General features: G+C 71.7%; 26 protein-coding genes, 1 tRNA gene and 1 pseudogene. 13 read left to right on the forward strand and 15 right to left on the reverse strand.

Going from position 1 to position 25,918, the window contains the following annotated elements:
* Positions 1 to 138: 138 nt before the first annotated feature.
* From N801_RS15190 to N801_RS15210, 5 genes are all read left to right on the forward strand, one after another.
* Positions 139 to 849: a response regulator transcription factor gene (locus N801_RS15190; protein ID WP_035939608.1), complete on the forward strand. Its 711-nt coding sequence runs from the start codon at positions 139 to 141 to the stop codon at positions 847 to 849.
* Positions 846 to 2,306, forward strand: coding sequence for a sensor histidine kinase (locus N801_RS15195; protein ID WP_035939610.1), 1,461 nt, complete (start codon positions 846 to 848; stop codon positions 2,304 to 2,306). The genes N801_RS15190 and N801_RS15195 overlap by 4 nt, the downstream gene beginning before the upstream one ends.
* A 52-nt stretch (positions 2,307 to 2,358) precedes the next feature.
* Positions 2,359 to 3,849, forward strand: a complete 1,491-nt coding sequence (locus tag N801_RS15200) for a S1C family serine protease (protein WP_156996798.1) — start codon at positions 2,359 to 2,361, stop codon at positions 3,847 to 3,849.
* 97 nt (positions 3,850 to 3,946) lie between these two features.
* Entirely contained in the window at positions 3,947 to 5,788 is a 1,842-nt protein-coding gene (locus N801_RS15205; RefSeq protein WP_052113161.1) for a DUF2339 domain-containing protein, read from the forward strand.
* A gap of 12 nt (positions 5,789 to 5,800) precedes the next feature.
* The gene (locus N801_RS15210) at positions 5,801 to 6,445 is read left to right on the forward strand and encodes an HD domain-containing protein (RefSeq protein ID WP_052113163.1); all 645 of its coding nucleotides are present in this window, start codon (positions 5,801 to 5,803) and stop codon (positions 6,443 to 6,445) included.
* Here the strand turns inward: N801_RS15210 and N801_RS20795 are convergent.
* A complete protein-coding gene (locus N801_RS20795) occupies positions 6,417 to 7,172 on the reverse strand; it encodes a DUF4031 domain-containing protein (RefSeq protein ID WP_245618472.1) in 756 nt (251 codons plus the stop codon). The two genes, N801_RS15210 and N801_RS20795, sit on opposite strands and share 29 nt — an antisense overlap.
* A gap of 124 nt (positions 7,173 to 7,296) precedes the next feature.
* Here N801_RS20795 and N801_RS15220 point away from each other — a divergent pair, with 124 nt between their 5' ends.
* Positions 7,297 to 7,587 carry a WXG100 family type VII secretion target gene (locus tag N801_RS15220; protein WP_035939612.1) on the forward strand — a complete coding sequence of 97 codons (291 nt, stop codon included), beginning with the start codon at positions 7,297 to 7,299 and terminating at the stop codon, positions 7,585 to 7,587.
* Positions 7,588 to 7,710: 123 nt separating this feature from the next.
* Here N801_RS15220 and N801_RS15225 read toward each other — a convergent pair whose 3' ends face one another.
* The 10 genes from N801_RS15225 to N801_RS15270 form a co-directional block, all read right to left on the reverse strand.
* Positions 7,711 to 10,254, reverse strand: coding sequence for an ABC transporter permease (locus tag N801_RS15225; RefSeq protein WP_035939613.1), 2,544 nt, complete (start codon positions 10,252 to 10,254; stop codon positions 7,711 to 7,713).
* 3 nt (positions 10,255 to 10,257) lie between these two features.
* The gene (locus N801_RS15230) at positions 10,258 to 11,040 is read right to left on the reverse strand and encodes an ABC transporter ATP-binding protein (protein ID WP_052113165.1); all 783 of its coding nucleotides are present in this window, start codon (positions 11,038 to 11,040) and stop codon (positions 10,258 to 10,260) included.
* 179 nt (positions 11,041 to 11,219) lie between these two features.
* The gene (groL, locus tag N801_RS15235; RefSeq protein WP_035939614.1) at positions 11,220 to 12,848 is read right to left on the reverse strand and encodes a chaperonin GroEL; all 1,629 of its coding nucleotides are present in this window, start codon (positions 12,846 to 12,848) and stop codon (positions 11,220 to 11,222) included.
* Between the two features lie 320 nt (positions 12,849 to 13,168).
* Positions 13,169 to 13,633, reverse strand: coding sequence for a hypothetical protein (locus tag N801_RS15240; RefSeq protein WP_035939615.1), 465 nt, complete (start codon positions 13,631 to 13,633; stop codon positions 13,169 to 13,171).
* A gap of 3 nt (positions 13,634 to 13,636) precedes the next feature.
* The gene (locus N801_RS15245) at positions 13,637 to 13,939 is read right to left on the reverse strand and encodes a DUF3263 domain-containing protein (protein ID WP_035939616.1); all 303 of its coding nucleotides are present in this window, start codon (positions 13,937 to 13,939) and stop codon (positions 13,637 to 13,639) included.
* A gap of 103 nt (positions 13,940 to 14,042) precedes the next feature.
* The gene (locus N801_RS15250) at positions 14,043 to 14,720 is read right to left on the reverse strand and encodes an HAD family hydrolase (protein WP_035939617.1); all 678 of its coding nucleotides are present in this window, start codon (positions 14,718 to 14,720) and stop codon (positions 14,043 to 14,045) included.
* Positions 14,721 to 14,783: 63 nt separating this feature from the next.
* Positions 14,784 to 15,212 (reverse strand): arsenate reductase ArsC, encoded by a 429-nt coding sequence (locus tag N801_RS15255; RefSeq protein ID WP_035939618.1) that lies wholly within the window; start codon positions 15,210 to 15,212, stop codon positions 14,784 to 14,786.
* Positions 15,209 to 16,195 carry an ACR3 family arsenite efflux transporter gene (gene arsB / locus N801_RS15260; RefSeq protein WP_245618473.1) on the reverse strand — a complete coding sequence of 329 codons (987 nt, stop codon included), beginning with the start codon at positions 16,193 to 16,195 and terminating at the stop codon, positions 15,209 to 15,211. Before arsB ends, N801_RS15255 begins: the two co-directional genes overlap by 4 nt.
* Positions 16,196 to 16,320: 125 nt before the next feature.
* Entirely contained in the window at positions 16,321 to 16,812 is a 492-nt protein-coding gene (locus N801_RS15265; protein WP_035939619.1) for an ArsI/CadI family heavy metal resistance metalloenzyme, read from the reverse strand.
* A 145-nt stretch (positions 16,813 to 16,957) separates the two neighbouring features.
* Complete coding sequence (locus N801_RS15270) at positions 16,958 to 17,776, reverse strand: DUF6299 family protein (RefSeq protein WP_035939622.1); 819 nt, start codon at positions 17,774 to 17,776, stop codon at positions 16,958 to 16,960.
* Between the two features lie 153 nt (positions 17,777 to 17,929).
* Between N801_RS15270 and N801_RS15275 the strand changes: the two genes are divergently transcribed.
* Complete coding sequence (locus N801_RS15275; RefSeq protein WP_084109073.1) at positions 17,930 to 19,138, forward strand: S8 family serine peptidase; 1,209 nt, start codon at positions 17,930 to 17,932, stop codon at positions 19,136 to 19,138.
* Positions 19,139 to 19,276: 138 nt separating this feature from the next.
* Positions 19,277 to 19,597 (forward strand): ArsR/SmtB family transcription factor, encoded by a 321-nt coding sequence (locus tag N801_RS15280; RefSeq protein WP_035939624.1) that lies wholly within the window; start codon positions 19,277 to 19,279, stop codon positions 19,595 to 19,597.
* A gap of 34 nt (positions 19,598 to 19,631) precedes the next feature.
* Here N801_RS15280 and N801_RS15285 read toward each other — a convergent pair whose 3' ends face one another.
* Positions 19,632 to 20,138, reverse strand: a complete 507-nt coding sequence (locus tag N801_RS15285; RefSeq protein WP_035939627.1) for an SRPBCC family protein — start codon at positions 20,136 to 20,138, stop codon at positions 19,632 to 19,634.
* Between the two features lie 25 nt (positions 20,139 to 20,163).
* A complete protein-coding gene (locus N801_RS15290; protein ID WP_035939629.1) occupies positions 20,164 to 20,499 on the reverse strand; it encodes an ArsR/SmtB family transcription factor in 336 nt (111 codons plus the stop codon).
* Between the two features lie 69 nt (positions 20,500 to 20,568).
* Between N801_RS15290 and N801_RS15295 the strand changes: the two genes are divergently transcribed.
* The 3 genes from N801_RS15295 to N801_RS15305 are packed head-to-tail and all read left to right on the forward strand — an operon-like array spanning position 20,569 to position 23,259.
* Complete coding sequence (locus N801_RS15295; RefSeq protein ID WP_035939660.1) at positions 20,569 to 21,246, forward strand: uracil-DNA glycosylase; 678 nt, start codon at positions 20,569 to 20,571, stop codon at positions 21,244 to 21,246.
* 5 nt (positions 21,247 to 21,251) lie between these two features.
* On the forward strand, positions 21,252 to 22,067 hold the full coding sequence (locus N801_RS15300) for an SGNH/GDSL hydrolase family protein (RefSeq protein ID WP_035939661.1): 816 nt from the start codon (positions 21,252 to 21,254) through the stop codon (positions 22,065 to 22,067).
* Positions 22,068 to 22,092: 25 nt separating this feature from the next.
* A complete protein-coding gene (locus N801_RS15305; RefSeq protein WP_035939631.1) occupies positions 22,093 to 23,259 on the forward strand; it encodes an acyl-CoA dehydrogenase family protein in 1,167 nt (388 codons plus the stop codon).
* Positions 23,260 to 23,393: 134 nt separating this feature from the next.
* On the opposite strand, the gene N801_RS15310 is transcribed toward N801_RS15305, so the two are convergent.
* Together N801_RS15310 and N801_RS15315 are read right to left on the reverse strand one after the other, a co-directional pair.
* A complete protein-coding gene (locus N801_RS15310; protein ID WP_084109076.1) occupies positions 23,394 to 24,737 on the reverse strand; it encodes an MFS transporter in 1,344 nt (447 codons plus the stop codon).
* Between the two features lie 96 nt (positions 24,738 to 24,833).
* Entirely contained in the window at positions 24,834 to 25,292 is a 459-nt protein-coding gene (locus tag N801_RS15315; RefSeq protein WP_035939633.1) for a GyrI-like domain-containing protein, read from the reverse strand.
* A gap of 124 nt (positions 25,293 to 25,416) precedes the next feature.
* On the opposite strand from N801_RS15315, the gene N801_RS15320 reads away from it, so the two are divergent.
* Both N801_RS15320 and N801_RS22065 read left to right on the forward strand, forming a co-directional pair.
* Positions 25,417 to 25,492, forward strand: a tRNA-Thr gene (locus N801_RS15320).
* A 148-nt stretch (positions 25,493 to 25,640) separates the two neighbouring features.
* Positions 25,641 to 25,918: pseudogene (locus tag N801_RS22065) on the forward strand (site-specific integrase); the annotation flags it as partial.

Here is a 25,918-nt window from a genome sequence, read left to right on the forward strand (position 1 = left end):
TGTCAGCGATGTCCCGACACATCACAAGCGACAGTGTGGTTCGCGAACCGGTTTGGGTCGCGCCACCCACGCGCGCTCCCGGGCGAGCTCACGGCGCGCGTCCAGCCAACTCCCAGACTCCGGCGGGACACTGCGAAGGTGAACGCCACCCAGACCCCCGAGGCCACGCTCCTCGTCGTCGAGGACGAGCCCAACATCCGTGAGCTCCTCGCGACCTCGCTCCGCTTCGCCGGCTTCGAGGTCCACACGGCAGCCACCGGCGGCGAGGCGGTCAGGCTCGCCGACGCGCACCACCCGGACCTGTGCGTGCTCGACGTCATGCTGCCCGACATGGATGGCTTCGCGGTGACGCGCAAGCTGCGCGAGTCCGGCCGCCAGCTCCCGATCGTCTTCGTCACGGCCCGCGACTCCGTCGACGACAAGATCACCGGCCTCACCGTCGGCGGCGACGACTACGTCACCAAGCCGTTCAGCCTCGAGGAGGTCGTCGCCCGGATCCGCGCGGTCCTGCGACGCACCCGCGGCGAGTTCGACGACAGCGCCGCGCTGCGCTTCGAGGACCTCGAGCTCGACGAGGACAGTCACGAGGTCCGCCGCGCCGGCCGTGTCATCGAGACCAGCCCGACCGAGTTCAAGCTCCTGCGCTACCTCATGCTCAACCCCAACCGCGTCCTGTCGAAGGCGCAGATCCTCGACCACGTGTGGGAGTACGACTTCCGCGGCGAGAGCGGCATCGTCGAGTCCTACATCTCCTACCTCCGCCGCAAGATCGACACCGAGGGCCACCCGCCCCTGATCCACACCAAGCGCGGCGTCGGATACGTCCTGCGCCTTCCCCCGCAGACGTGAGGTCCCGGCTCGCCGGCCCGCCCGCGGTCGTGTCGCGGCTCGAGCGCATGCCACTGCGGGTCCGGCTCGTCGCGATCGTCCTCCTGGTCCTCGCGGCGGCCCTGCTGTTCTCGAACCTCGCCACGGCCTACCTCATGCACCGCGACCTCATGGGGCGCGTCGACTCCGAGCTCGAGAGCGTCGCCCGGCCCGTTGCGACACAGGCCCTCGCCGACCTCACCAAGGGTGACGACTCGAAGCCGACCGGCTACGCCTTCGTGCTCTTCCCGATGAACGGTGAGGCGACCACGGTCAACCCGACGGGCGTCCGCCTGCACCCCGACGTCCCCCGGCTCGCCCTCGACGACTCCCGTGTCCGGGGCGGTCAGCCGTTCACCGTGCCGTCCGTCGACGGCGCCATGGAGTGGCGCTTCGTCGCCGGCACGGTCGGGCGCAACGAGGCGACGTTCGCGGTGGGCGTACCGCTGCGCTCGGTGAAGCAGACCGTGACGCGGCTGCTCGTGACGACCGGCGCGCTCAGCGCTCTCGTCCTCGCCGGGTCGGCACTGCTGGGCTGGTATGCCGTCCGCCGGGCCTTCCGTCCCCTCACCCAGATCGAGGACACGGCCGCGGCCATCGCCGGCGGCGACCTCACGCGTCGCATCCCGGTGCGCGCCGCCGACGACGAGGTCACCTCGTTGTCGCGCAGCCTCAACGCGATGCTCGCCCAGATCGAGGCGTCCTTCGCGGTGCGCGAGGCGTCCGAGGACCGGATGCGCCAGTTCGTCGCCGACGCCAGCCACGAGCTGCGCACCCCGCTGGCGACAGTCCGCGGCTACGCCGAGCTGCACCGCCAGGGCGCCATCTCGAGCCCGGAGGACACCCGTGCGGCGATGGAGCGCATCGAGTCCGAGTCCGGTCGGATGAGCGGGCTCGTCGAGGACCTCCTCACCCTCGCGCGGCTCGACGAGCAGCCGACCGCCTCGATGGGCGACGTGGACCTCACGGTCCTCGCCGCGGACGCGACGGCCGATGCGCGGGTGCGCGCGCCGGAGCGGCGGATCACGATGACCGGGCTCAGCGGCCCGGTGTCCGCGACCCCCGTGTGGGGGTCGGAGTCCCGGCTCCGCCAGGTCGTGACCAACCTCGTCGCCAACGCCATCCGGCACACCCCGGACGGTCGCGCCATCGAGCTCGCCGTCGGTGTCGACGGCGCCGACGGCGTCATCGAGGTGCGTGACCACGGCGACGGAATCCCTTCTGGCACAGCACATCGCGTCTTCGAGCGCTTCTACCGCGCCGACCCGTCACGCGGCCGCTCGGCCGGGGGCGGCAACGGCCTCGGCCTGGCGATCGTCGCCGCCATCGTCGCCGCGCACCACGGTCGCGTCGGCGTCCACGAGACGCCCGGCGGTGGCGCGACGTTCGTCGTGCGCATACCCACAGTCCGCTCACAGGCTCGGTCCAGCGGCTCTTGAGGTCGGGGGGCTTGAGTGTGGAGTGCCCCACCCGACGAAGGAGACACACCTGATGAGCAGCACCGACCACGGAGACCACGAGCAGTCCGGTCAGCACGGCCCGTCCGGAGAGCCGGGCCCCCACGCGCCCGACGTTCCGGTCACCCACGGTGACGCCACGACCCAGGCACTTCCCCAGCAGCCGGCGTCCCAGGAGCCGACGTCCTACGAGCCGGCGTCCCACGAGCCGGCGTCCCGGCAGGCGGCGCCCCAGTTCGCCGCCCCCCAGGCCCACCCGACCCACGACACGCAGGCATCGAGCCACGCGCCGACCATCTGGCACGGCGCCCACGAACCCGCCGGACCGGTATTCCCCCCGCCACCGGCCCACGGGGCAGCCCCGCAGCAGCCGACGACGGAGCCTCGCCCCCGGCGCCGTCTCGGTGAGCTCGTCGCGGTGGCTGCGCTCACCGCCGCCCTCGCCACGGGCGGCACCTACGCCGCGACCCAGCTGGGGTCGCAGGAGACGCAGTCCCCCACCGCGTCGTCCTCCTCCAGTCTGGGTCGCGGTGCCGAGACCGCACCCGTCTCCCAGAGCAACCCCCAGTCCCCCAACTGGACCGCCACCGCGGCCGCCGTCTCTCCCAGCGTCGTGGCCATCAAGACCGACAGCGGCGAGGGCTCCGGGGTCGTCATCGACGACTCCGGGCACGTGATCACCAACAACCACGTCGTCGCCGGCGCGGACGAGCTCACCGTGACGATGTCCGACGGCCGGACCTTCAAGGCGCGCATCCAGGGCACCGACCCCTCGACCGACCTCGCGGTCGTGACCATCGAGGGCGCGCCCGACGACCTTCGCCCGATCTCCATCGGCGACTCGGACGCGCTCAAGGTCGGCGACCCGGTCATGGCCGTCGGCAACCCGCTGGGGCTGGCCGGGACCGTGACCACGGGCATCGTCAGCGCGCTCAACCGCCCGGTGACGACCAGCGCCGCCCAGCAGGGGCCGCAGAACCCGTTCGGCAACGGCCCGCAGCAGTCCAGCACCGAGCCGGTCGTCACCAACGCGATCCAGACCTCCGCCGCGATCAACCCCGGCAACAGCGGTGGGGCCCTCGTCAACGCCAACGGCCAGCTCGTGGGGATCAACTCCTCGATCGCCTCCCTCGGCTCGTCCGGTGGCACGAGCGGCAACATCGGCATCGGCTTCGCGATCCCGGTCAAGGAGGCCGCGTCGATCGCGGAGCAGCTCATCGAGGACGGCACGGCCGAGCACGCCTACCTCGGCGTCGCCCCGGCCGACGGCAGCGCCTCGGACGGCAGCGCCACCCGCGCCGGCGCCCTGGTCCGCACCGTCGTGAGCGGCACGCCCGCCGAGAAGGCCGGGCTCAAGCAGGGTGACGTCATCACCCAGGTCAACGGCGAGGCGGTCGACTCCGCCGAGTCGCTCGTGGCCCACATCCGCGAGCACGCCGTCGGTGACACCGTCACGCTCACCGTCCTGCGCGACAACAAGAGCCAGGAGATCTCCGCGACCCTGGTCGCCACCCCCGCGGGCTGATCCGCGGCCGGCACTCAGCGGCATGCCACCCACCTGAGTGACCCGGTGAGTACCCCGACTCATGGAGTCGGGGTACTCGCCGTTCCACGCTGTCCCCATGAACCAACAGCTGCAGGACGTGCGGCGACTCGAGGTCGAGTTCGCCGAGGCGATGAACCGGATGTATGCCGTGGGCAACGGGCTCGCCCGCATGCGCGCCTCCCTCGAGGTCACCCAGACCGCGGTGACGCCGGCGTCGGCGCCCGCAGTGGGAGCCCCCACCGGCCCGGCCCCCACCACCGCCACGCAGCCCCCGCCACGCGGCACCGTGCCGCCGCCCGCGGTCCCTCCGTCCGCGCGGCCAGTCCGTGCCCTGCCGTCCTGGTGGCAGCGCGAAGGCGCGGTCACGAAGGTGCTCGCCCTCGCGGGGGCCGTCGTCACCCTCATCGGGGTGGCGATGCTCCTGGCCCTCGCGATGCAGCAGGGCTGGTTCGTCCCCGATCTGCGGGTCGCGCTCGGTGTCCTGCTCGCCGTGGCGCTCGTCGGTGCCGGTCACGTCGTCCACGGACGCGAGGTCGCCGTCGGCCGCTCGAGTGCCGCTCCCGTCGCCCTCGCCGCCACCGGGTATGCCGCGGGCTACCTCGACGTCGTCGCCGTCACCACCGTCTACGGCTGGGTGCCGCGCGCCGGAGGGCTGCTGATCGCGGCCGCGGTCGCGGTGAGTGGGCTGCTCCTCGCCCGCAGGTGGGAGCGCCAGCTCCTCGCCGTCATCACCGTCGTCGGCGCCACCCTCCTCGCGCCGTTCGTCGCCGGGCGCCCCGGCGACGAGGTGTCGCTCTTCGTCGTCGTGCTCTCCGCCGCGGCACTCATGGCGCGCGGGGACCGGGGCTGGCCGATGCTGGCCGCGGCCCGCACCATCCCGGCGAGCGGCCTGGTCCTGCTCGGGATCGCCGTGGCCGAGGACGACGGCAGCCCGTCCCGAGTCGCGCTCATCGCCGCCACCGCCCTGGCCCTGCTGGCCCTGGCCGGTGCGGTCTCCGCCGGACGCCACGACGGACGCGACCTCGTCGGCAGCGCCACGACCGCGGCCTCGGCCGTCGTCCTGCTCGCCTCGTTCGGGGTGCACGGAGAGACCCTGCGGACCACGGGTTTCGCTCTCGTCGCCGTGGCGTTCGCGGTCGCCCTGGCCGTCACCTCGCGTCCGCCCGTCGGGCCGGTGCCCACGCCGCTCGCCACGACCATCGGCGCCGTCTCGGGGGTCGCGGCCCTGCTAGCCGTCACGAGCGGCGCCCCCGAGCGCTGGGTCGTCACGGGTGTCCTCCTCACGGCCCTCGGGTATGCCGCGGCGGCCGTGACGACGCGCTCGCGCGTCACGCTCTGGGTCGCCGCCGGGGCCACCGTCGTGGCGTCCGTCGCCTACCTCACCCACCCCTTCGCCTTCGTCGAGCTGGGACTGGCCCGCGACCACGACGCGGTCACCGCGCTGGTCGACAGTGCCCTGGCCGGCGGAGTGGCGGCCCTCGGCGCCTGGGGGGTCGACGTCGTGCGCGGTGTCTCCGCCCAGGTCCGCCGCCTCACCCGGCTCGCCGCGCTGGTGGCCGGGCTGGTCACCTCGGCGGTCGCCGTGATCTCGCTCGGGCTGCTCGTCGGTGACGCCCTCGACGCCACGGCGACGGGCTTCCTCGCCGGGCACGCCCTGGCCACGGTCCTGTGGATGCTTGCCTCGGCGTGGCTGCTCCTTCGCGGCCTGCGCGCTGAGTCCCGGCGGATCCTCGCGCTCCGGCTGGGCCTTGGGCTGGCGGCGGTCAGCGTCGCCAAGCTGTTCCTCTTCGACCTGGCCACCCTCGACGGGCTGTGGCGGGTGGTGGCGTTCATCGTCACCGGACTGCTGCTCCTCGCCAGCGGGACGGCATACGCCAAGGCCCTGGAGCGGGCACGCCCGGTGGAGGCTGCCGCCTGAGAGACTTCCCGCATGCAGCGGGACGAGGTGTGGGACGAGGCCGTGCGAGTCGTCAGGGGTGACGTGCACGGCCTCGTCCCCGTCCGTGCGGACCTGACCGGACGGTGGTCGGAGCAGCATCGCGGCTACCACGACCTGCGGCACCTCGACGAGGTGGTGGCGGCGCTGACCCGCCTGCGCGCCTCCTCCCTCGACGCCGACGCCGACGCCGACTGGGCGGCCGTCGTCCTCGCCGCGTGGTTCCACGACGCGGTCTACGACGTGACGACCCCGGCGGACAACGAGCGCCTCAGTGCCGAGCTCGCCCGAACGGCCCTGTCCGCCAACGGCATCGCCGCCGCCGTGGTCGACACCGTGACGTCCCTCGTCCTGGACTCGACGGACCACGTCGTCTCGGACACGAGGGGGCCGCACGCGGTCTTCCACGACGCGGACCTGTGGATCCTCGCGGCACCGACGGGCCGCTTCGACGAGTACTGCGCGGACGTGCGGCGCGAGTACGCGTCCGTCCCCGACCTCGACTACGCCCGCGGCCGGACGGCCGTCCTCGAGCCGTTCCTCGACCGTGAGTCGGTGTACCGGACCGAGCTGGCCCGGAGCGACTGGGAGCCCGCGGCCAGGCGCAACCTCAGTCGTGAGCTGCGTCGACTGAGATGAGCCCGAGGTGCAGCGCGACGACCGGCCACCAGTGTCGGTCGCCGAGCTCGCCAGCGCTGTCCCGCAACGCGACCCACTCACCCACGGTGAGGACCTCGCGGCCGCTCGACGGGAGCGCGTGCACCGCGAAGCACGCGAACGGGGTCGGCCACGGGTAGTGGTCGTCCGGCTCCCGCACGACGTTGCGGACGTAGCCGATGAGCGACGGAGCCTGCCGTCCGGCCGCTCCGACGGTGGACACGACGAGGTCGGCGAGGGCGGCCTCGACGGTGGCAGACCCGACGGGGCTGCTCGGGAGGTCCAGGTCCCCGTCCGGCCGGCGACGCACGAGCAGCCCGCTCGGCCCGGTCACCGCGAGGCGCACCACCACGGTGTTGGGAGGTGCGTTCTCCTGCCTCGACGCGATGACGTCGGCGCGTCCGCCGCGCGGCAGCCACGACGCGTGCGACGTGCTCTGCAGCACCCGCTCATGCTTGCGCTTGGCGATCCGAAGACCGCTGTCCCGCAGGCGTTGGAGCAGCTCGCGGCCCTCGACGGGGAGGGCGCCCGCGGCGACGACCGCGGCATACCTCTCCTCGGGGACGTCGTAGTGGTCGCCCTCGAAGCCGCGTCGCGGGATCCCGACCCGCGTGGCGAAGGCGTGCAGCTCCTCCACCGAGGTGTCGCTCACGAGGTGGGACCACAGCCGCCCGTGGGCCGGCCACGCGGGCGGGTCGATGAGGAGCACCCCGTGATCGTATGCCGCGCCCGTCCCGAGCCTGTGGACAACTCGACGGGCCGCTCCGTCGACCTGCCTACGGTCGAGGGAGTGGTCGCACCACCGGGTGCGACGCCGAGAGAGGAGACCCGCCATGGCGGCGCACTTCCAGGTCGACACCGAGCGGATCCAGGCCGCCTCGGGTGACATCGCCCGCATCTCGAGCGAGATCGAGGGGCAGGTCGCGCAGATGATGTCGCGCCTCACCGCACTGCAGGACGCGTGGACGGGCGGCGCGGCGACCCAGTTCCAGGGTGTCGTGGCCCAGTGGCAGGGCACCCAGCGCCAGGTCCAGTCCTCGCTCGACACGATCGGTCGCGTGCTCGGCGCCGCGGGCGCCCAGTACGCCGAGACCGAGGCCCAGAACACCCGCATGTTCACCTGACCCCCCTTGCGACTTATTGCGCATACCGACCGCACCGGCGCCACTGATTGCGCATTCCGTTCAGGGCGGAGGGCCTTCGGCCCGATGACCTGAACAGAACGCGCAATCAGTCGGGGGGAGGGCCTACTCGGTCGTCACGGCCCGGAGGATGTCGAGCTTGGCCGCCCGCCATCCCGGCCACCAGGCGGCGAGGATGCCCACGAGGCCGGCCAGGCCGACGAAGAGCGCGAGCTGCGGCCACGGCACGGCGAGCACGTCGATGCCGTCGTCGGACAGCGACCGCTGGAGCGCCACCCCGAAGGCCACGCCGAGTCCGACACCGAGGGCGGCGCCGAGCAGGGCGATGACGATCGACTCCAGCCGCAGCATCCGCTTGAGCTGGCGCCGGCTCAGGCCCACCGCCCGCAACAGCCCGATCTCGCGGGTCCTCTCGATCACCGAGAGGGCAAGGGTGTTGATGATGCCGAGGATCGCGATGATGACCGCCAGCCCGAGCAGGGCGTAGATCAGGTAGAGCATCTGGTTGATCTGGCTCCGCTGCTCGTCCGCGAACTCGTCCTGGTCCTTGACCGTGACGACCGGCAGGTCGGCCAGTGCCCTGTCGAGGTCGCGGGCCACCTGCGCCGGCACCGTCTCCGCCTTGCGGGTGACGAAGACGAACGAGTCCGTCTTCGGTGCCCCGAGGGACTCGAGCGCGGCGTGGCTGAGCAGGAAGTCGGAGTCGAGCAGGGCGGACTCCCCGTGGACCGCCGAGACCGTGAAGGGCTTGGTCGTGCCGCTGCGGGTCAACTCCACGGTCGAGCCCACGGCGAGCGAGTCGGCGGTGGCGCGCTCCTGCGAGACCGACACCGACGTCGGTGTGAGGGCGTCGAGCCGACCCGTGACCATGGGGGTGGGACCGAGGACCCCGACGTGGTCCGGGTCGATGCCGATGGCACCCGCGCGATCACCCTTGACCGAGACGGCATCCCAGCGGAACGCGGCGACCTCCTCGACACCCTCGACCCGGGTGAGCCGGTTGGTCACCTCGGACGAGAACGGCATGCCGACGGCGCTGGAGACGACGTAGTCGGCCACGAACTCGCGGTTGACCGCCTTGTCGATGCTCGCCTTCGCGCTCGCCCCGAAGACCGCCATCATCGACACCAGGGTCACGCCGATCATCAGCGCCGACGCGGTGGCGCCGGTGCGGCGCGGGTTGCGCTGGGCGTTCTGCTGGGCCATGAGCCCGACGGCGCCGAACACCCTGCGGTAGATCCAGCCGATGCCGGCGATGACCGGTCGCCCGACGAGCGGGCTGATGAGCGCGACACCGAGGACGACACCGAGGATCCCGCCGCCGACCCAGTAGGTGGGGTTGGGGACATCGACGAACAGCCCGGTGCCGAGGAGCGCCGCTCCGACGACGGTGAGGAAGGACCCGACGATGGTGCGACCGCGCATGCCGCTCTCGGCGAGGACGGCGTCGTCACGCATGGCCGCGACCGGTGGCACCTTGCCCGCCTTGCGCGCCGGCAGGTAGGCCGCGACGAGGGTGACGACCAGCCCGACGACGAGCGACACGACGATGGTGCGCGGCTCGATGATGAGCGCCTGCTCGCTGAGGTCCAGGCCGAAGCGTCCGAAGAGGACGCGGATGCCCATGGCGATGACGATCCCCATCCCCAGACCGATGACCGAACCGACGAGGCCGATGACGAACGCCTCGAAGAGGACCGACCTCGCGACCTGGCGCCGCGTGCTGCCGAGCGCTCGGAAGAGCGCGAGCTCACGGGAGCGCTGCGCCACGAGGATGCTGAACGTGTTGACGATGAGGAACGACCCCACGACCAGCGCCACCCCCGCGAAGATGAGCAGGAAGGTCGTGATGAAGCCGAGCGCCTCCTGGACGTCGGAGGCGGCCTGGTCGGCAGCCGTGTCGCCCGTGACCGCCTCGACTCCCTGCGGCAGCGAGGCAGCAACCGCATCGCGGAGCTCCTGCTGGCTGGTCCCGTCCGCCGCCGTCACCCAGATGTCGGAGTAGAGGTCCTTGCCCTCGGTGAAGAGCTGCTGCGCCTGCGACGTCTCGAAGATGGTCACGCTGGCCCCGGCGAGCCCGCCGTCCATCGACGCGATGCCGACGAGCCTGGCCTCGACCTGGGGCTGCGAGCCCGAGGTGACGATGTTGACCTTCTCACCGACGAGGTAGCCGGCCTTGTCGGCGGTCTTGTCGTCGAGGACGACCTCCCCGGGAGCGTCCGGCCAGTCCCCGAGGGTGAGGCTCCAGGGCTGCAGGCCCTTGGCCGCCGGACCGTCGGTGAAGTTGACGCCGATCCCGGGGGGCCCGAAGCCGCCGATGAGCTTGCCGTTCTTGCCCACGACGAACGTGCCGAAGTTGGTGATGTTGCCGTCGGCGCGGGCGGCCCCCGGGGTCTTCGCGAGCGTGGCCACGAGGGATCCCGGGAGGGTCGCGGTCGACGGCTCCTCCTCGAGGTCGGTGTCACCGACAGCGGGACGCACGACGACGTCGCCGACGGTGCTCGACATGATCGAGTCGAAGCTGCGACCCAGGGTGTCGGTGAAGACGAACGAGCCGGCGACGAAGGCGACGCCGAGGATGATCGCGAAGGCGCTCATGAACAGCCGCAGCTTGCGGGCCATGAGGCTCTTCCAGCTGGCACGCAGCATGGGTCAGCCCTGCACCTTCGCGTCGAGGCTCTTCATCGTCTCGAGGATCCGCTCCGGGGTGGGCTCGCGCAGCTCGGTGACGATCTGGCCGTCGGCGAGGAACACGACCCGGTCGGTCCAGCTCGCGGCGCCGGGGTCGTGGGTGACCATGACGATGGTCTGTCCGAAGTCGTCGACCGAGCGCCGCAGGAAGCCGAGGACCTCGGCACCGGACGTGGAGTCGAGGTTGCCGGTCGGCTCGTCCGCGAAGATGATCTCGGGCCGGCTGACGAGGGCCCGGGCGCAGGCGACGCGCTGCTGCTGACCGCCGGACAGCTCGCCCGGCCGGTGGCCCAGCCGGTCCCCCAGGCCCACGGTCGAGATGACGTGGTCGAACCATGCCCGGTCCGGCTTGCGGCCGGCGATCGACAGCGGCAGGAGGATGTTCTCCTCGGCGTTGAGCGTGGGGATGAGGTTGAACGACTGGAAGACGAACCCGATGTGGTCGCGCCGGACCTTCGTGAGGTCCTTCTCCTTGAGCGAGGTCAGCTCGATGTCCCCGAGCTGCACCGTCCCGCGGGTCACCGAGTCGAGCCCGGCCGCGCAGTGCATGAGGGTCGACTTGCCCGAGCCGGACGGGCCCATGATGGCGGTGAACTCGCCGGCGGCGATGTCGAGGCTCACGCCCCGCAGGGCGGTGACCGAGGTGTCCCCCGAGCCGTAGGTCTTCACGAGGTCGGTGACGCGGGCGGCCACCTTCGTGCTGGTGTTCGTGGCGCGGCGCTCGGGGGCCAGGTCGGTACTCATGGGGACCACGGTAGGTGCGCACACGGCATACGCGCTGTGGGTTTTCACCCCGAGCGGACCCTGACCCGACCCCCAACACGACCCCCACCGCGACGACGGCACGACCCCGATCCGGAACGCGGAACGGGCGGCCCTCCCGTGGGGAGAGCCGCCCGTCCAGTCGACGTCAGAGGGGTGGGTCAGAAACCCATCCCGCCCATCTCGTCGCCGCCCCCAGGCATCGCCGGACCAGCCTTCTCGGGCTTGTCGGCGATGACGGCCTCGGTCGTGAGGAACAGCGCGGCGATCGACGCGGCGTTCTGCAGCGCCGAGCGCGTCACCTTGGCCGGGTCGATGATGCCGGCCTTGATGAGGTCGACGTACTCGCCGGTGGCGGCGTTGAGGCCCCACCCGGACTCGAGGTTCGACACCTTCTCGGAGACGACGCCGCCCTCGAGGCCGGCGTTGATGGCGATCTGCTTGAGCGGGGCCTCGATCGCGACGCGCACGATGTTGGCACCGGTCGCCTCGTCACCGGTGAGCTCGAGCTTGGCGAACGCCGCCTTGCCGGCCTGGAGCAGGGCGACGCCACCACCGGCGACGATCCCCTCCTCGACGGCAGCCTTGGCGTTGCGCACCGCGTCCTCGATGCGGTGCTTGCGCTCCTTGAGCTCGACCTCGGTCGCCGCGCCCGCCTTGATGACGGCGACGCCGCCGGCGAGCTTGGCGAGGCGCTCCTGGAGCTTCTCGCGGTCGTAGTCCGAGTCCGACTTCTCGATCTCGGCGCGGATCTGGTTGACGCGACCCTGGATCTGGTCGGCGTCACCCGAACCCTCGACGATGGTCGTCTCGTCCTTGGTCACGACGACCTTGCGGGCCTTGCCGAGCAGGTCGAGCTCCGCGGTGTCGAGCTTGAGGCCGACCTCCTCGGAGATGACCTGGCCACCGGTGAGGATGGCGATGTCGGCGAGCATGGCCTTGCGGCGGTCGCCGAAGCCGGGAGCCTTGACGGCGACCGACTTGAACGTGCCACGGATCTTGTTGACGACGAGCGTCGACAGGGCCTCGCCCTCGACGTCCTCGGCGATGATGAGCAGCGGCTTGCCGGACTGCATGACCTTCTCGAGGAGGGGCAGCAGGTCCTTGATCGAGCCGATCTTGGAGTTGACGACGAGGACGTAGGGCTCGTCGAGGACGGTCTCCATGCGCTCGGCGTCGGTGACGAAGTAGTGGCTGATGTAGCCCTTGTCGAAGCGCATGCCCTCGGTGAGCTCGAGCTCGAGGCCGAAGGTGTTGCTCTCCTCGACGGTGATGACGCCTTCCTTGCCGACCTTGTCCATGGCCTCGGCGATCATCTCGCCGATCTGGGGGTCAGCAGCGGAGATCGAGGCCGTGGCAGCGATCTGCTCCTTGGTCTCGACGTCCTTGGCGCTGGCGAGCAGCTCGTCGGAGACGGCCGCGACGGCCTTCTCGATGCCACGCTTGAGCGCCATCGGGTTGGCACCGGCGGCGACGTTGCGCAGGCCTTCCTTGACGAGGGCCTGGGCGAGGACGGTCGCCGTCGTCGTGCCGTCACCGGCGACGTCGTCGGTCTTCTTGGCGACCTCCTTGACCAGCTCGGCGCCGATCTTCTCGTACGGGTCGTCGAGCTCGATCTCCTTGGCGATGGACACACCGTCGTTGGTGATCGTGGGGGCTCCCCACTTCTTCTCCAGCACGACGTTGCGGCCCTTGGGCCCCAGGGTGACCTTGACGGCGTCGGCGAGGACGTTCATTCCTCGCTCGAGACCGCGGCGAGCCTCTTCATCAAAAGCGATGATCTTGGCCATTCGGGTGGTTCCTCCCACACGACGAAGGGGCTGGCCAGAGGGCGCCCGCGACGGACGAGCCTGCTCGCGCGCCTCATGTCTGCGCGCGTGCGGACCCTCACCGGACTGGCCAGGTTCTGTCACTCTCATGCCGAGAGTGCTAACCCATTATTGGCACTCTCGTGTGGAGAGTGCAAACGCCCGCCCGCCGTTGCGTCCGCAATTCTGGTCGCCTTTCCGACCAGGGTTGCGGACGCCGTCGTATGCCGTCCGCGTGCGTCCGCAGTGGTGGTCGCGTTCTCGACCAGGTTTGCGGACGCTGGCGCAGCGCGCCGGGTCGGTCAGAGGACGGGTGCGTGACCCTCGAAGGTCGCCCGCATCGCCCCGTCGGCCTCGGACGAGACGGGGTCCTCGAGGTCGGCGACGAACACCGCGACGAGCGTGCGCGCCGGGTTGGACCGCGCCTCGGCGAGCGCGACCCGCCAGGCGGCGAGGTTGGGGTGCTCCAGCGACGTGCACGCCTGTGCCGGCTCGAGCGACTCGACGGCCGCCGCGAGCTCGGCCGTCGTGAGGTCGAGCGTGGCGGTCGAGCCGTCGTGGCCCAGGACGCTCGCCAGGACGACGGCGGGCAGGGCGTGCCGTCCGCCGGGGGTGTTGATGTGCGCGAAGTCCCACTCCGGCGAGCTGGACGCGGAGCTCACGCCGACGGCGTACGCGACGGGTTGGCGCCAGCCCTCGATCCGGGCGGCGAGGTGGTCCGTGATGGCCGCGAGGCCCTCCGGGGTGCTCCAGTCGAGGTCGGCCACGACTCAGCCCTGCGGCTGCAGGCCGAGGCGGCGGGCCGAGCGGGCACGCTGGCGGGTGGCGCGCTGGCGGCGGAGGCGCTTGACGAGCATCGGGTCGTGCTCCATGGCGACGGCGCTGTCGATGAGCGCGTTGAGCACCTGGTAGTAGCGGGTGGGGCTCATGTCGAAGAGCTCCTTGATGGCCGACTCCTTGGAGCCGGCGTACTTCCACCACTGCCGCTCGAAGTCGATGATCCGGCGGTCACGATCGCTGAGCGCCTCGTGCCTGGGCTCAGCGGGCGCGGCGGTGTCGTGGACGACGTTCACGTGTTCGACCCTTCTCGGTGACGGCTGCGCCCGCCACTCTATCGGTCGAATGACAGCCCTGTCATTCGACCCGGCGTGTCCGCTGGACACGCGCCGACCGCGCCTACTCACCCGTCCCAGCAGTCCCAGTGGTCCCGCCGAGGAGGTATGCCGTGAGCTCACCGACGCTGTCGAAGACGGCTTCCGGGCCGGTCGCCGCCAGGGCGTCCCGCTCCCCCGCGCCCCACGTCACGGCGAGGGCGGCCATGCCGGCGGCGCGCGCGGCGAGGACGTCCACCGTGGCGTCGCCGACGTAGACGGCGGTCGCGGGGTCGATCCCGAGCCGACGAGCCGCCTGGAGGAGTGGGTCCGGCTCGGGCTTGTGGCGGGTCGTGTCCTCGAGGGCGCCGACGACGTCGACGAGGTGGTCGATCCCGACGGCCGCGAGCGCGGTGCGCGCGGTGTCGCGGCGCTTGCTCGTGACGACGTGGACGGCCGCGCCCGCCTCGGTGAGGGCGGCGAGCATCTCGGGCACGCCGGCATACCGCCGGATGAGGCGCGAGGTGTTGGCGAGGTTCCACTCCCGGTAGGTGCGGTCGAGCTCGTGGCCGCGCTCGGGGTCCTCCTCGAGCAGGGCGCCGAGGAGGGGGCGGCCGATCCAGGCCCTGGCCCGTACCTCGTCGACCTCCTCGCCGCGGACCTCGCGGAACGCGTGCTGGTACGACGCGACGATGAGCGGGATCGTGTCGGCGAGGGTGCCGTCGAGGTCGAAGAGGATCGTCTGCCAGCGGGGTGCACTCACCGCCCCATCCTCGCCTCGAGCGGCCGGAACGAGAAATGCGCCGCGGTCAGGCGCTCGAGGCGATCAGCTGGCGCGCTGCTCGATCCCGAGGCTCTCGAGCAGCTCGACGACGCGGCCCCGGATCTCGTCGCGGATGGGGCGCACGGACTCGACGCCCCGGCCCGCCGGGTCCTCGAGCACCCAGTCCTCGTAGCGCTTGCCGGGGAAGATCGGGCACGCGTCGCCGCACCCCATGGTAATGACGACGTCGGAGGACTGCACGGCCTCGGTCGTCAGCACCTTGGGCGTGGCCGCGGTGAGGTCGATGCCCTCCTCCGCCATCGCCTCGACGGCAGCCGGGTTGACCTGGTCGGCGGGGGCGCTGCCGGCCGAGCGCACCTCGACCCGCCCCGCGCCCAGCGCCTCGAGGTAGCCGGCGGCCATCTGGGAGCGGCCGGCGTTGTGGACGCAGACGAAGAGGACGGACGGGAGGGCAGGCGCGGTGGCGCTCATGGGGAGTCCTTGCGGGGGAAGCGGGAACGGAAGGCGAGGGAGACGTAGACGAGGCCGACGAGCACGGGCACCTCGATGAGCGGGCCGACGACCCCCGCCAGGGCCTGGCCGGACGTCACCCCGAAGGTCGCGATGGCGACGGCGATCGCGAGCTCGAAGTTGTTGCCCGCCGCGGTGAACGCGAGCGTGGTGGTGCGCTCGTAGGTCATGTTGAGCCCCCGGCCGAGGGCGAAGCCGCCGCCCCACATGAGCGCGAAGTAGGCGAGGAGCGGCAGCGCGATCCGGGCCACGTCCCACGGTCGGGACGTGATCTGGTCGCCCTGCAGGGCGAAGAGGACGACGATCGTGAAGAGCAGCCCGTAGAGCGCCCACGGACCGATCCGCGGGAGGAACGACGTCTCGTATGCCGTCCGGCCCCACTTCTTCTCACCCACCCGACGCGACAGGTAGCCCAGGACGAGCGGCACCCCGAGGAAGACGAGGACGCTCGAGGCGATCTGCCACGTCGAGACGTCCAGCGAGTCCTGCTCGAGCCCCAGCCGGCCCGGAAGCCAGGCGAGGTAGAACCAGCCGAGGCCGGCGAAGGCGACGACCTGGAAGACCGAGTTGAGCGCCACGAGCACGGCCGCGGCCTCACGGTCGCCGCACGCCAGGTCGTTCCAGATGATGACCATGGCGATGCAGCGGGCCAGACCGACGACGATGAGGCCGGTCCGGTACTCCGGCAGGTCGGGCAGCAGCAGCCAGGCCAGGGCGAACATCAGCGCGGGTCCGAGGACCCAGTTGAGGACGAGCGAGGCACCGAGCATCCGCCGGTCCGCGGTGACCGAGTCGAGCCGGTCATAGCGCACCTTGGCGAGGACGGGGTACATCATGACGAGCAGCCCGAGGGCGATCGGCAGGCTCACCCCGTCGACCTCGACGGCCCCGAGGGCGCTCCCGAGGCCGGGCACCGCCCGCCCGAGGAGCAGGCCGGCGACCATCGCGAGGCCGATCCACACGGGGAGGAAGCGGTCGAGGGTGGACAGGCGAGCCGCGACCGCGACCTCGGACGTCGGGGCGGACTTGGCTGACTCGGCGGACCCGGCCGACTCGGTCGTCGTCGGGCTCATGCGGTGCTGGCGCAGCAGACGGCGCCGGAGTCCGCCCCGGACGGCTGGAGGCCCTCGAGGGACGCGGTGGCCGGGCGGGCGTCGGCGGGGTTCTCGTCCTTGACGGTGTAGACCTCCCACGGCGCCCCGGCCGGGTCGTGGACCCGCACCTTGTCCTGCAGGGCGTAGCAGCAGGTCGTGTCGTTCTCGTCGAAGGACGCGAGTCCTGCCTCGGTGAACCGCTCGCGCGCCGCCTCGACGCCCTCGACGCCGGCGACCTCGACGCCCAGATGGTTGAGGGCTCCGACGGTGCCGTGTCCGCGGGCCTGCGCGTCGGTCTCGATGAGAACGAGCTTGAGCGGGGGCTGCTCGACGGCGAAGTTGGCGTAGCCGGGACGACGCTTGGCCGGCTCGACCCCGAACATGGCCGAGTAGAAGGCGATCGACGCCTCGAGGTCGGCCACGTTCAACGCGAGCTGGACGCGGGACGACGCGGGTGCACTGGTCATGTCGGACACCTTCCCATGCATTGATGAACATCGATGGAGTGAGTCAACCGGTCACATCGAGGTCTGTCAATATATGGTGCGCGCTGCGGCCCGGACGGGATGAGCATGAGTCCGATTCGCGGGCCGCTGGCTCAGGAGGTTCCGTTCACCGCCGGCCCTTGAGCTGGATGGTGGACTCGTTGACGTACTCGGAACAGAAGGCGGCACCACACGCGGCCGCGAACGTGACCGACGCGGTCTTGCCGCCCTTGAACAGGCCGTTGTCCCCGATCACCTCGAGAGTCCAGGGACGAGCCGTCCCGTCGCAGGTGACGTCGGTCCCGCCGAACCCACGAACGAGGAGTCGACCGACGCGCTGGGTGAGCTGGGCCTCCAGGAAGGCGAACTCTGCGTCCTCACCACACAGGATCGTGCCGGTGAGGATGGCCGTCCCGGTCTTCGAGTCAAAGCGGGCAGTGGAGTCGACCGTCACCTCCAGGGCCGGCGGCGGGGGCGCGACGTCGAGGGAAAGTCGCATCTCCCCGCCGATTCCAGCGCCGTCCGTCTGGTCGTCGATGACGACGACGGAGTACGTCTCGCCCGCTGTCGCCTGCCACGCGGCGAACTCGGGGCCGCAGGCGAGCACCTCGAAGCTTCCCGGTGCGCCCGTGGCCACGAAGACGCCAGCGCTGTAGTTCGACGCCGAGGCGTCGGCAAGGAAGGCGTCATCGGTGTCCGGGGTGAAGGAGTACCAGGCGCTGGCGTCCATGGCGGGCGCTCCACAGACGGTGTTCAGCTCGTCGTCCACGGCATCCGTGGTCGCCTCCGTCGTGTTCAGGGTGGTGCTGAACGGGACAGCGGCCACGGTCTCGGCTCCGCCGTAGACGTCGTTGGTCGGTGGGGCGGCGACTGCGGGTGTGCCGGTGACGGCGACGATGGTGAGCGCGGCGACGACCGCCGCCCCGAGACGTGGTGAGACCCTCATTGACCTGCCCCTTTCGGCTGCGGCCGATGCCCCGCTGCTCCATCCCGGGTCGGCCGTGGAGTGGACGGCTGAGCCTCTAGTGTGACCTGCGTCACAGGCTCTACGCTAGACGCCGACGGGATGAGAGTTCGACCCGCGGAAGGGGCAGAGCCCATGATCAGGACACGTATCGCCACCGCCGGGTTCGCCGTGGCGACGGCATTGTTCGTCGCCGGCTCCGCCCCCGCCATCGGGGCCACCGCGGCGCCGGGACCGACGTCGAAGGTCATCGTGGCGCTGCGGCCGGGCGCCGACCCCGGGGCCGTCGCCGCCGACCACCAGCGGTCACGGGGCGCGTCCGTGACGCACCTGTACCGCCACGCGCTCACGGGGTATGCCGCGTCCCTCACTCCAGCCGCCGCCCGCAGCCTTGCCGACGACCCACGAGTCCTCCGGGTGATGCCCGACCACGAGGTGCGGATGAGCGCGCAGATCCTGCCGCCGGGCGTCGACCGGGTGGGCGCCGACGAGAGCTTCGCGGCGTCGGGGAACGGGCGGGGCGCCGTCGATGTCGACATCGCGGTCCTCGACACCGGCATCGACGCCAAGCACCGCGACCTCAACGTGGTCGGTGGCGTCAACTGCGTCCAGGGCAACAACTCCTTCCTCGACCTCAACGGACACGGGACGCACGTGGCCGGCATCGCCGCCGCGAAGGACAACAGCACGGGCGTCGTGGGCGTGGCCCCGGGCGCGCGGCTGTGGGCGGTCCGGGTGCTCGACGCCGGAGGTTCAGGGTTGTGGTCCTCCATCCTCTGCGGGATCGACTGGGTGACGGCTCACGCCGGCACCATTGAGGTCGCCAACATGAGCCTGGGCGGGTCGGGGGCATCGGGGTCGTGCACCGACCACGGGATGCGCGAGGCCATCTGCCGCTCCACGGCGGCAGGAGTCACCTATGTGGTGGCAGCGGGCAACGCCGGCGCCGACTCCGCGGGCTTCGTGCCGGCGACCTACGACGAGGTCATCACCGTCTCCGCCATCGCCGACTTCGACGGCCGACCCGGGGGCGTCGGCGCACCGACCTGCCAGGTCGGGCACGACGACACCCTCGCCCACTTCTCCAACTACGGAGCGGACGTCGACCTCACGGCTCCCGGGGTGTGCGTGACGTCGACCTGGCGCGGTGGTGGCTACCGGTCGATCTCCGGCACCTCGATGGCCAGCCCCCATGTCGCAGGGGCGGCGGCGCTCTTCCTGGCCACCCACGCGGGGGCCAGCCCCGCGCAGGTGCGCGACGCACTCGTCAGCACAGGCTCTCCCGACTGGGTGGGGGACCCTGACCCGACGCACGAGCCGCTCCTCGACGTGAGCGGCCTCTGACCTGGACGGCCGCCGGCAGCCATGGCCGGCGCGTCCGTCGCCTGCGTCCGCGGCCGGTCGGGCCGCACTGGGGGGCCGATCGATGCGCGTCAATATGCCGAGGTGGCATCATGGTGATCAGACGACAGGGAGGGTGAGATGACGACGACGAGCGAGTGCTGCGCGATCACGACGCCCGGGGGAATGTCGCGCGAGCAGGCCGAGACGAGTGCGGTCGCCCTCAAGGCCGTGGCCGACCCGGTGCGCCTGCGCCTGCTCAGCATCATCCGGGACAGCGACGGGGGCGAGGCCTGCGTCTGCGACCTCACCCCCGCCGTCGGCCTCTCCCAGCCCACGGTGAGCCACCACCTCAAGGTGCTCACCGAGGCTGGCCTCATCGAGCGCGAGAAGCGCGGCACGTGGGCCTGGTTCCGGCTCGTGCCCTCGCGGCTCGAGGAGCTGCGCGCGATCCTGTCCTGACGCTGCTCGGCGTCCGCCGAGCAGGGGCCACCGCTCAGCGGTCAGCGGTCGCGCGCTCGGTGGCGAGGATCTCGTCGATCTGGCCGATCGCGCCGGTGAGCCCCTCCTCCATCCCCATCGCGAGCACCTTCTCGAGGTCCTCCGCGGTGGCGTAGGTCGACGTCGACACGACCCGGGTGCCGCCGTCGTGCTCGGAGAGCTCGACCTCGATGACTCCCACGGGCAGCCCCTCCTGCGGGTTCCCGTCGGCGTCCGCGAAGCCGTCACGGAAGGTGAGGCGACGCGGCGGCTCGATCGTGTCGATGTCCCAGTACCCTCCGAACCTCTCGCCCTCGGGGCTGGTCATGTAGTAGCCGACCCGCCCGCCCGGCTCGAAGACGGCGTCGGTGAAGGTCGCCGGGTACCCGGGAGGGCCCCACCACTGCTCCAGCTGCCGGGGGTCGGTCCAGAAGCGCCAGAGTCGCTCCACGGGGGCGGGGAAGTCCGAGACGACGACGAGCGAGTGGTCGTCGGGATTCTTGTCGATGCTCGTGACGGGCATGGTTCTCTCCTTCGGTGGGTAGGGATCAGGTGTGACCCGGACCAGCGAGCAAGTCGTCGATCCGCGCCACCCGGCCGCGCCAGACGGTCTCGAACTCCTCGAGCAGGGCGGTGACCGAACGCACGGCCTCCACCTCCCCGCTCGCGAGGGCCTCGCGACCGCTGCGGCGCTTGGTGACCAGCCCGGCCCGCTCGAGGACCGCGACGTGCTTCTGCACGGCCGCGAAGCTCATGTCGTAGCTGCGGGCCAGGGCCGAGACCGAGTGCTCCCCCGCCAGCACACGACGCAGGATGTCGCGGCGCGTCCGGTCGGAGAGGGCATGGAAGAGGGCGTCGGCTCTGCTCTCCTCCGCCTCGGTCATGGAGCCAATCTACAACTGAACGGTTGTAGGTTGTCAACCCCTCGGAGGGACGGCACTACCGTGAGCCACGTGACCCCTCGCCCGCTCGCCGAGCTCGTCCACCCCTCGTGGGCGCAGGCCCTGGCACCGGTGCAGGGCGAGCTCGACGACCTCGGCGAGTTCCTCCGCGGCGAGGTGGCCGCGGGGCGCGGCTACCTGCCGGGCGGCCCCCACGTCCTGCGCGCCTTCGAGCAGCCCCTCGAGGACGTCCGGGTGCTCGTCGTCGGCCAGGACCCGTACCCGACGCCCGGGCACGCCATCGGCCTCAGCTTCGCCGTCGCCCCCGACGTCCGGCCGATCCCCCGCAGCCTCGTCAACATCTACGCCGAGCTCGAGAGCGACCTCGGGGTGCCCGCACCGACGACGGGCGACCTCACGCCGTGGGCCGAACGCGGCGTGCTCCTTCTCAACCGCGTGCTCACCGTCCGTCCCGGGGAGTCGGCGAGCCACCGCGGCCGGGGCTGGGAGCGGGTGACCGACTGCGCCATCGACGCCCTCGTCGCCCGAGGTGGGCCGCTCGTCGCGGTCCTGTGGGGCCGGGACGCCCGGTCCCTGCGGAGCCGGCTGGACGGCATACCGTGTGTGGAGAGCGCCCACCCCTCGCCGCTGTCGGCACGGTCCGGCTTCTTCGGGTCACGACCGTTCAGCCAGGTCAACGACCTGCTCGCCCGCCAGGGCGCCGCGCCCCTCGACTGGAGACTCCCGTGAACGCCATGCCGACCGGGCCGCGCGTCTGGAGCAGCTACGTCGCGCTCGGCGACTCGTTCACCGAGGGCCTCTGCGACCCCGACCCGGAGACACCGGACCGCTTCATCGGCTGGGCCGACCGCTTGGCCGAGTCGCTGAGCGATCTCGCGCACATGGAGCGGGTGACGTTCCGCTACGCCAACCTCGCCGTGCGCGGCCGGCTCCTCTCCGACGTCGTGGGCCCGCAGCTGGACCGGGCGCTCGCCATGTCACCGGACCTCGTGTCCATCATCGGCGGCGGCAACGACCTCCTGCGCCCCTCGGTCGACACGAACACCCTCATGGAGACGATCGAGAACGCGGTGGTCCGCGTGCGGCAGACCGGCGCCGACGTCCTGCTGGCCACCCCGGTGGACCCGCAGGAGGCCGGCTTGCTCAAGCCCCTGCGTGGCCGGCACGCCGTCCACACCGCCAACCTCTTCACCATCGCCCAGCGACACGGCTGCTACGTGCTCAACCTCTGGGGCGTTCCGGCCCTGCGTGACTGGCGCCTCTGGGCCGACGACCGGATCCACCTCACCGCCGAGGGCCACCGCCGCGTGGCGCTGGCCGCGCTCACCTCGCTCGGGCACGCGAGCGAGGACGACTGGTCGACGCCCCTCCCGCCGGCCGACGGAGCGACCCGGCGCCAGGAGCTCCGCGCGCACGCGGCCTGGGCGCGCGAGCACCTCGCGCCGTGGGTGCAGCGGCGGATGCGCGGGCTGTCCAGCGGCGACCAGCTCGAGCCCAAGCGGCCCGAGCTCACGCCGATGAGCCCGTTCCAGGACGCTCCAGGGGCCTGAGGGTTCGCGCGTTACAGTCGCCGGTATGCCGGTCAGCCGCCTCATGCCGACGCCCGAGGGCGACGACCTCATCGACCTCACCCGCGAGATCTGCGCGAAGGAGCTGCGCCCGCGCGTCGACGACGCCGAGCGCGCGGCCGCGACGGGCGAGGCCTTCCCGACCGAGGTGTTCCGCACGCTCGGGCGCGCGGGGCTGCTGTCCCTCCCCCACCCCGAGGAGTTCGGTGGTGGCGCCCAGCCCTACGAGGTCTACCTCCAGGTCGTCGAGGAGATCGCGGCGTCGTGGATGAGCGTCGCCGTCGGGGTGTCGGTGCACTCGCTCACGGCCTACCCGGTGACGACCTTCGGGACCGCCGAGCAGCAGGAGAGCCTGCTGCCGGGGATGCTCTCGGGCGACCAGCTCGGCGCCTACTGCCTCTCCGAGCCCCTCGCCGGGTCCGACGTCGGCGCGATGACGACGCGGGCGACGCGGGACGGCGAAGGTGACGGTGCGGCATACGTCCTCAAGGGCCGCAAGGCCTGGATCAGCCACGCCGGCCACGCCGACTACTACACGACCTTCGCGCGGACCTCCGACGACGGCGGGCGCGGCCTCTCGTGCTTCGTCGTGCCGGCCGGTGACGCGGCGATGACCTTCGGGGCGCCGGAGAAGAAGATGGGCCTGCACTGCGACACCGTGCGCGAGGTCATCTACGACGGGGTTCGCGTCGACGCCGCCAACCGCATTGGTGACGAGGGCCAGGGCATGGCCATCGCCCTGTCGGCACTCGATGCGGGACGGCTCGGGATCGCCTCCGCCGCAACGGGTCTGGCGCAGTCAGCGCTCGACGCGGCCACGGCATACGCGCAGGAGCGTCAGCAGTTCGGCCGGGCGATCGCCGCGAACCAGGGGCTCGCGTTCCTGCTGGCGGACATGGAGGCCGCGGTCAGCGGTGCGCGCGCGGCCTACCTGTATGCCGCGCGGCTCAAGGACGCCGGCCGGGCCTTCTCCAAGGAGGCCGCCGTCGCGAAGCTGCTCGCCACCGACGCGGCGATGAAGGTGACCACGGACGCGATCCAGGTGCTCGGCGGGGCCGGCTACACGCAGGACTTCCCGGTCGAGCGCTACTTCCGCGAGGCGAAGGTCACCCAGATCTTCGAGGGGACCAACCAGATCCAGCGGCTCGTCATCAGCCGGCACCTCCTGCGCTGAGCCTGCGCTGAGCCCGCCTGCAAGCGGTAACGACAGACCGGGCCGTCTCATACACGGCCCGGTCACCTCTTTATAGGTCGACGACGCTGGCTCGCCGGTGACCGACACGCGTCATCGGGGGGAACGTCGACCGATCAGTCGGGGTCGCGGGAGATGCCGGGCAGGAGGGTGTCGCCCGCCCTCAGGGCGTCGAGCGCGCCCGGGTGGTCATCGATGTAGTCGAGCCCCTTGTGGCGGTAGCGCCAGATCTGGAGCGAGCCGAACCCCCAGAGGAGGAACTGCACCGACATCGCCCACTTGAAGTCGGTGAGCGTGTAGGTGCCCGGGCCTCCCGGCGCCCGCTGGTCGAGGATGACCCCGATGAGCGCCATCGTCACGAGCGAGGCCGTGAACCCGCCGATGTTGATGACCCCGGCCGCCCGCCCCAGCCGTTCCGACGGGTGGAAGGTGCGGGCGAGGTCGAAGCCGACCATCGACCCGGGGCCGCCGCAGCCGGTGACGCAGACGAGGAGGACGAGCAGCCACAGGGGTGCGCGACCGGGCCAGAGGAGGACGAGCGCCCAGACACTGGCCATGGCGACGACGATGACCTGCACAATCTGCGAACGCCGGTAGGGCAGCCGCCCCGTGAGGTGACCGACGATCGGCCCGGCGACGACGGCGGTGAGCGTGAGCGTGATGAGGAGCCCGCCGGCCGCGGCCGGGCTCAGCCCCTGCCCCTCGACGAGGAAGGGGTAGCCCCACAGCATCGTGAAGACCGTGGCGCCGAACTGACCGGTGAAGTGGATCCACATCGCGAGCCGCGTCCCCGGGTTGCCCCACACCTCGGCGAGGGTGCGGGCGAGCGCCCTGACCTTGATCTTCTCGACGGACAGGCCGGTGTAGGGCGAGTCCTTGACGATGAGGACGAGGGCGACCGACAGGAGCGCGCCGACGCCGGCCGAGATCCCGAAGGACCGTTCCCACCCGAACCGCTCCAAGGCCGCGGCGAGCGGGGTGGCGGCCGCGACGGCGCCGAGCTGCCCGATCATCCCGCTCAGCTGGGTGATGACCGGTGCCTGACGCACGCGGAACCACAGCGCGACGAGCCGCAGCAGGCTGGTGAAGATCATCGCGTCGCCGATGCCCAGCAGGACGCGCGCCGCGAGACCGACCTCGAAGCTCCCAGCGAAGGCGAACCACAGCTGCCCGGCGGTCATGAGAGCGAGGCCGATCAGCAGCAGGAGCCGGGAGCCGAAGCGGTCGAGGAGGACGCCCACGGGGATCTGCATACCGGCGTACACGACGAGCTGGAGGACGGTGAACGTCGCGAGCTGCGCGGCGGTGATGTCGAACCGGTCCGCCGCGACGAGGCCGGCGACGCCGAGCGAGGTGCGGTGGAAGACGGCGACGATGTAGACGGCCAGCGCGACGGACCAGATGACCCAGGCGCGGCGCCGACCGATGTCGTGCACCTGGCGGCGGATCGGTCGCGTCACTGCTGCAGTGTAGGGACGACGGAGGTATGCCGGCCGCGCGCGTTCACGTCCCGGCTGCGAGTCCCGACCCCCGGTCCGGCAGGGGTCGGTCCGGTGTCAGCGGACCGGGCAGAGGACTCGGGTGCGCCAGTTGGCCGGGTCCGGCTCGGTCTCCGGGTCGGTGAGGTACTGCTCCCACATGTCGGTGCCCGGCTCGAGTCCGTGTTCCAGGATCCAGCGCATCATCTCGTCGTAGGTCTGCGCGAGCGTGTCGTAGGGGCCGATGTGAGTGGCCTCGGCAGCCCGCCCGGCGGGCAGGACGCTGGCTCGGACGCCCTCGCCGGCCTCGACGGCCGACGTCACCGGGAACCCCGCGTCGACGTCGACGGTGTCGGAGGGTGTCCCGTGGTACATCGCGAAGGGCGGTCCGGCGACTTGGACGCCCTGCTGGCCCACGACCTCCATGACCGTGGCGAACGCCCGGCCGAAGAACTCCGTGAGGCTGGCCATCGGGACCTTCTCTCCCAGGACGGCCGTGGGTTGCTCCTCGAGCTCGACAACTCTGATCTGTGTCATGTCCTCACCGTCACACCAAGGCCGCCGCCGGGTCAGGGACGATCGTCCCGGCTCTCGTCGCGTCACGGTGGCACCGCCCGGTAAAGTGCGGGTCGCCGTCGGGAGTGCACGCTCGCCGACGCGCGCTGGCGTGGCGCAATCGGTAGCGCACCTGTCTTGTAAACAGGGGGTTAGGGGTTCAAGTCCCCTCGCCAGCTCCATGAGTTCGTCCTGAAAGCCCTTGTCCTGTGCTGCAATTGGGGCAGCGGCGCTGCTCTGGCCGCGCAGGACAGCAGTGGCCGCAGATGGACCCACACCGGCAGAGATGTCGCACGTATGTCGCACGACCGCGCCACATCCAGGTGCGAGATGAGTGGCCGGCGGGGTGCCGGCCACGTGCGCAGGCTGTCGTCGGGTCGGTACCAGGCGAGCTGCGTGGGTCCGGACCTGGTGCGGCGGCCGGCTCCGCACACCTTCGACGCCAAGGCGGGCGCCGAGGGGTGGCTGGACCGGGTGCGCGCGGAGGTGGTGGCGGGCGTGTGGCAGCGGCCCATGAAGGTGGTGCGCGTGGCGCCGCTGACCTTCGAGGCCTCATCGGCCCAGTGGCTCCGCGAGCGTGTGCCCCCCCCCCCCCCCCCCCCCCCCCC

The sequence above is a fragment of the Knoellia aerolata DSM 18566 genome (genome assembly GCF_000768695.1).
GTDB lineage: Bacteria > Actinomycetota > Actinomycetes > Actinomycetales > Dermatophilaceae > Knoellia > Knoellia aerolata.